Below are 4,827 nucleotides of genomic sequence, written 5' to 3' on the forward strand. Positions count from 1 at the left end.
CCTAATGAACCCGCTAAATTCCTTTCGCTAATTTACTTTGCTAGCAGGATATCTAAATGAGCGGCAAAGTCTTTTGGTCCCATAAAGCCAGTAACTCGTAAATCTTCACGCTGTTTGCCATCGCTATTAAACATTAACAAGGTAGGTAAACCTAACACGCCATAATGTTCTAAAAGGGTGATATCAATGTCATCGCTGGCCGTTACGTCAGCTTGCAATAGCACCATTTGGCTCATGCGCGTGGCGACATCTTTATTTTTAAAGGTAATCGCTTCAAACTCTTTACAGGCCACACACCAGTCGGCGTATAAATCTAACATCACCGTTTTACCGCTAATGCTGGCTTTATCCAATTCAACCTCTAAGTCTTCAAGCGACTTAATACGAATAAAATGATTCTCTTTATTTTGGGTTTTTCCTTCAACACCCGCTTGAGTAATATCTGGGGTTTTATGACCAAAACCTGTCATGATTGCTTGGAAACCATACGAAAAGCTTGCCATCAAAGCCAGTAGTAAAAATACCCCACGAGTGCTTTGTTTCCAGTTAAATTCTGACAACCTGTTTTGATGCATTAAGTAAGCGACTAAGCATATTGCCCATAATGACCAGAGTAAATCGGACACTAAACCAGGCCAAATACGGCCAATCATTACTATCGAGACTGAAATTAGTAAGAAACCAAAGATGGTTTTAATAATGTCCATCCACGCTCCTGCGCGTGGTAAGATTTTGCCACCCGAAGTACCAATCACTAATAACGGTAAACCCATACCCATGCTGAGTACATACAGCGCTAAAAAGCCTTGCAGTAAATCACCAGACTGCGCCACGTAAATCAGCACGCCAGATAACGGCGCCGTGGTACAAGGCGAAGCGACTAAACCTGAAATCACCCCCATCATAAACACACCAATAAGGTTGCCACCTTTTTGGTTGTTCGACATCGAGTTCATTTTTTCTTGCCACTTCGATGGCAGTTTTAAATCGTACATGCCAAACATTGACAAGCTTAGCAGCACAAACATCACCGCTAAGAAAATCAAAATGGCTGGGTGTTGCAACGCCGCTTGAAACTTAAGTCCGGCAGAGGCAACCACTAATCCTAATAAAGAGTAGGTAATCGCCATGCCTTGTACGTAGGCCATTGATAGAGTGAAGGCTTTAGCGGTAGATAACTTCTTACCTTGGCCAACAATAATGCCCGACAAAATAGGGTACATCGGAAACACACATGGTGTTAATGCTAAGCCAATACCTAAACCAAAGAAAATCACCAAGGTCCATAATAGGCTATCGTTTTGCAGCATTTGGTTTAACGTGTCTTGCTGAGTAATGGGTGCTGCAGGAGCATCGGTTGCCGTTGTCGATGCTTGCACGTCATCAGGTGCACCAATCACTTTTTTACTGCTTAATGTGCCGTCATTTGCTTCAATCGCTGTTAACGTTACATCGTGTTTGGTGGGCGGGTAACACAAAGTACCTTCTGCACAACCCATAAAGGTGACATGAAATACCGCATCGGCTTGGGCTTCTTTAAATGCGATAGGGATTTCAACAAACGAGTAAAACACCTCTTGGTCGCCAAAGTATTCGTCGTGATGGTTTTTACCATGAGGTAATTCAATATCACCAATCACCGCACCGTCGACCGAAAACTGCAGCTTGTCGCGATATAAATAATAGCCCTCAGCAATCACAAAATTGATTTTGAGTTGATTACCTTGTTGTTGGTAGTCAAACACAAAAGCATCGTTAACCTTCATTAACTCAGGTTCGCTGCTTAAAAAGCTGAATTTATTACTCAACACATTAGCACTGTGTGCTGCTGGCGCGAGTAAAATTGATGACATCATTAACAATGATGTAAGGCATATGGCAACGAGTTTTTTCATGATGGTGAGTTGTCTTTTATCCATTGTAAATAAGGGCCAAAACCACCGATAATCGGAGTGGCAATGAATTCTGGTACTTCATAAGGATGCATTGTGATCACCAGTTGTTCAATTGCAGGGTAATCAGTTGTCATGCATTTTATCTGCATCGGCACTTCGTGTGACTGACAAATGTTATTGTCCCACTGATAAACTGACTCAACGGCTTGGCCTATTTGTACGCACGCCGCCAACTTTGCCTCTACCAATGCCGTCGCAATGCGACAAGCAATGTCAGCGTCTGGGCAAGTGGTAAAAATAAGTAGCTGTTCAGGTTTATACATAAGTTGTCTTAAAGTTTACTTAAGTTAATGCTGTTATCATGCGCAAGGTCATCACAGTACGCTTTTTTAAACGCATTTTCATTAAACTGAGGTGATATTCGTGACGCGTCTTGAAAAGAGACCCGTTCACCCCCATTTAAGTTTCATCGGCAACGGTTATTTTACAGGTCGCCACTCTGTTATCTTATAAGTCGTCACTCTATCAAAAAGCGATCCTTAGAGGCCAATATGTTTTTTATTTTATTGTTAATATTTGTTTTAATACCTGTTATTGAGCTCAATGTACTCATTGAAGTAGCCAGCTCAATCGGTTCATGGACCACTGTCGCGCTAGTGTTATTTACCGCGGTTGTAGGTGTGTCATTAGTACGCAGCCAAGGCCTAAGTACTTTAATGAGCGTGCAACAAAAATTAGCCCGAGGTGAGGCACCAGGGCAAGAAATTGTTGAAGGTATGATGTTGGCTGCTGCTGGGGTGTTATTGCTTATTCCTGGTTTTGTTACCGACTTTATTGGCTTAATTTTATTAACCCCATTTACCCGCGCTCCTATTGCGGCATTTTTATATAAACGCATGCAACTTCGTGTTGTGGCTAATGGTGGCATTCCTCCTGGTTTTGGTGGCGGACAAAGTCCTTTTGGACAATCCGGTCCATTTGCAGGGCAAAAGCCATTTGATCAACAGGGCAACACCTTCGACGGTGATTTTGAACATAAAAATGAACGTCCACGTAGCCATCAAATTGAAGTAGTTGATCTTGATGATGACATTAACAATGATCGTGATGATATTAAAGATAAGCGCCATGACGAAAATCGTGACGATATTATAGATGTCGAGCCTATTAAGCCTAAAGATGACGACAAGCCGTCTTAATACGCACCACTTATGACACACCATTTTAATACACATTATGGTAATACCAGCTTATTTAACAAGACCAAGTTTGATCTGTGATTTGCCGTGATGTGTAGAGCTGGTTTTATTGAGCGCCGCGTTTAGCGCATGATAAAAAAACAAGGTAAAACAGCCGACTAGTGCAGATGCATTGCTCGGCTGTTTTTGTTTATGCTTCTGTCTCGGAATCGGCTTGCAGCTGGAGTTGCTTATCTTGCTGAGCACCAAACCAAAATGCACTGGCGACACTTAATCCCCAGTTGGCTATAAATATCCAAGTGAGTGCTGGCATGGTTGAGTTACTGGCGTCAAGGGCTACGTTGGATACCGCGGCATAAATGGAGGTTAAATCGTTACTGATATTACCCGCTAAAATTTGCTCCGCAATCACTTGTGCACGGCTAATAATTTGATCCATTATCACCAAAATACACACCACACTGACACTGATAAACCCCCAGCCGAGTAGCTTTTTACCCAGCCAAATCTGGCCACTGCCAGGGCAAACAATGCCAGAAAGCATGGCGGCATAAATGGATTTTTTCATGTTAAACCAAGATTTTTTACCAGTAATATAGTGTTATTAATCCACCGACACAGTTTAAAAAGCAAGTGTGGCAGCCATTATTAACACAGTTTAATATTCGCCAAGGCGAGAGGCTGATTTATTTTTGTCGGCTGGTTCATCTTGATTGTCGTCTGTAGCTATTGAGTTCTCTGAACAAGGCACTGTGTGCTTAATCTCTTTTGGTTCGCTAATTTGCGTCGCAAGGTAATAGCAAGCTATCCCCATCAATGTATTAGCAATGGGTAATGCCAATAAAATCCCTTTCACCCCACCAACATACGAGCCTAGCGCCGCCAACGGTAACATTAATAACATTAAGCGGCATAAGTTAATCACCAGTGAACTCAACGGCCTATGGTAAGCATTTAAGCTAGTGGCAACCATAATAACAATGGCAAGTGGCCCATAAGAGGCAGGCAACACCATAATATAAAAACTCAGCCACTCAATAACCAGTGGGTCGTGAGTAAACAATCTTGCGATAGGTTCGGCATAGAAATACAGCGGAATAAACAAGATTGTTTGAAATACAAAAGCAAATCGCAACGACATCAATAAGGCTTTTTTGGCGCGATCAGGTTGGTTGGCACCTAAATTTTGGGCAATAAACGGCATTAAACTCGACGACAGTGCCATCACCACAATCAACAGTACCGACTCAAGCCTAATTCCAGCACCAAAAGCAGCCACACCAGCATGATCAATCCGTGCCAACATTGCCATTATAATGCCGTTGGCAATAGGATTAATCACATTCATTAATGCGGCAGGGCGAGCAATATGGGATAAGACTTTCCAATGTAAAATTAATCGACCCACATCAAACTCAGTAAACTGAACCAGTTTACGTTTTACAATAATTAAGTGGCCCGCTAATGACATTGCCACTAACCAGGATAGTGTGGTCGCAATAGCAGCGCCTTGAATTTCTAAACGCGGAAAAGGGCCAATGCCGAAGATAAGTAACGGGTCGAGGATCAAGTTTACAATCGCGGCTAACATCATAATTTTAGCCGGTGAGTGGGTGTCACCCGTGGCGCGTAAGGCTTGATTACCCACCATTAACAACACCAATGCCGGAGCGCCTAAATACCAGTACCACATGTAGTCGTTAATTAATGGCAAACTGGCACTGTTGGCCCCA

Annotated in this window: 5 protein-coding genes; 1 reads left to right on the forward strand and 4 read right to left on the reverse strand. The window is 42.6% G+C overall.

Going from position 1 to position 4,827, the window contains the following annotated elements:
* Nucleotides 1–32: 32 nt before the first annotated feature.
* Both CXF78_RS10195 and cutA read right to left on the reverse strand, forming a co-directional pair.
* Nucleotides 33–1,895, reverse strand: a complete 1,863-nt coding sequence (locus CXF78_RS10195) for a protein-disulfide reductase DsbD (RefSeq protein ID WP_102036710.1) — start codon at nt 1,893–1,895, stop codon at nt 33–35.
* Nucleotides 1,892–2,218 carry a divalent-cation tolerance protein CutA gene (gene cutA, locus CXF78_RS10200; protein ID WP_102036711.1) on the reverse strand — a complete coding sequence of 109 codons (327 nt, stop codon included), beginning with the start codon at nt 2,216–2,218 and terminating at the stop codon, nt 1,892–1,894. The genes CXF78_RS10195 and cutA overlap by 4 nt, the downstream gene beginning before the upstream one ends.
* A gap of 228 nt (nt 2,219–2,446) precedes the next feature.
* Between cutA and CXF78_RS10205 the strand changes: the two genes are divergently transcribed.
* Nucleotides 2,447–3,094, forward strand: coding sequence for an FxsA family protein (locus tag CXF78_RS10205; RefSeq protein WP_011639079.1), 648 nt, complete (start codon nt 2,447–2,449; stop codon nt 3,092–3,094).
* Nucleotides 3,095–3,284: 190 nt separating this feature from the next.
* On the opposite strand, the gene CXF78_RS10210 is transcribed toward CXF78_RS10205, so the two are convergent.
* Both CXF78_RS10210 and CXF78_RS10215 read right to left on the reverse strand, forming a co-directional pair.
* Complete coding sequence (locus CXF78_RS10210; protein ID WP_102036712.1) at nt 3,285–3,662, reverse strand: hypothetical protein; 378 nt, start codon at nt 3,660–3,662, stop codon at nt 3,285–3,287.
* 90 nt (nt 3,663–3,752) lie between these two features.
* Nucleotides 3,753–4,827 (reverse strand): MATE family efflux transporter (locus CXF78_RS10215; RefSeq protein WP_102036713.1); only part of this gene is annotated, 1,075 nt, incomplete at its 5' end.

The organism is Shewanella sp. 11B5, from assembly GCF_002836795.1.
GTDB lineage: Bacteria > Pseudomonadota > Gammaproteobacteria > Enterobacterales > Shewanellaceae > Shewanella > Shewanella frigidimarina.

Excerpts from the sequence above, each read along its gene's own strand:
- CXF78_RS10195 (WP_102036710.1), bottom strand. The coding sequence starts at position 1,895 with ATGAAAAAACTCGTTGCCATATGCCTTACATCATTGTTAATGATGTCA.
- cutA (WP_102036711.1), bottom strand. The coding sequence starts at position 2,218 with ATGTATAAACCTGAACAGCTACTTATTTTTACCACTTGCCCAGACGCT.
- CXF78_RS10205 (WP_011639079.1), top strand. The coding sequence starts at position 2,447 with ATGTTTTTTATTTTATTGTTAATATTTGTTTTAATACCTGTTATTGAG.
- CXF78_RS10210 (WP_102036712.1), bottom strand. The coding sequence starts at position 3,662 with ATGAAAAAATCCATTTATGCCGCCATGCTTTCTGGCATTGTTTGCCCT.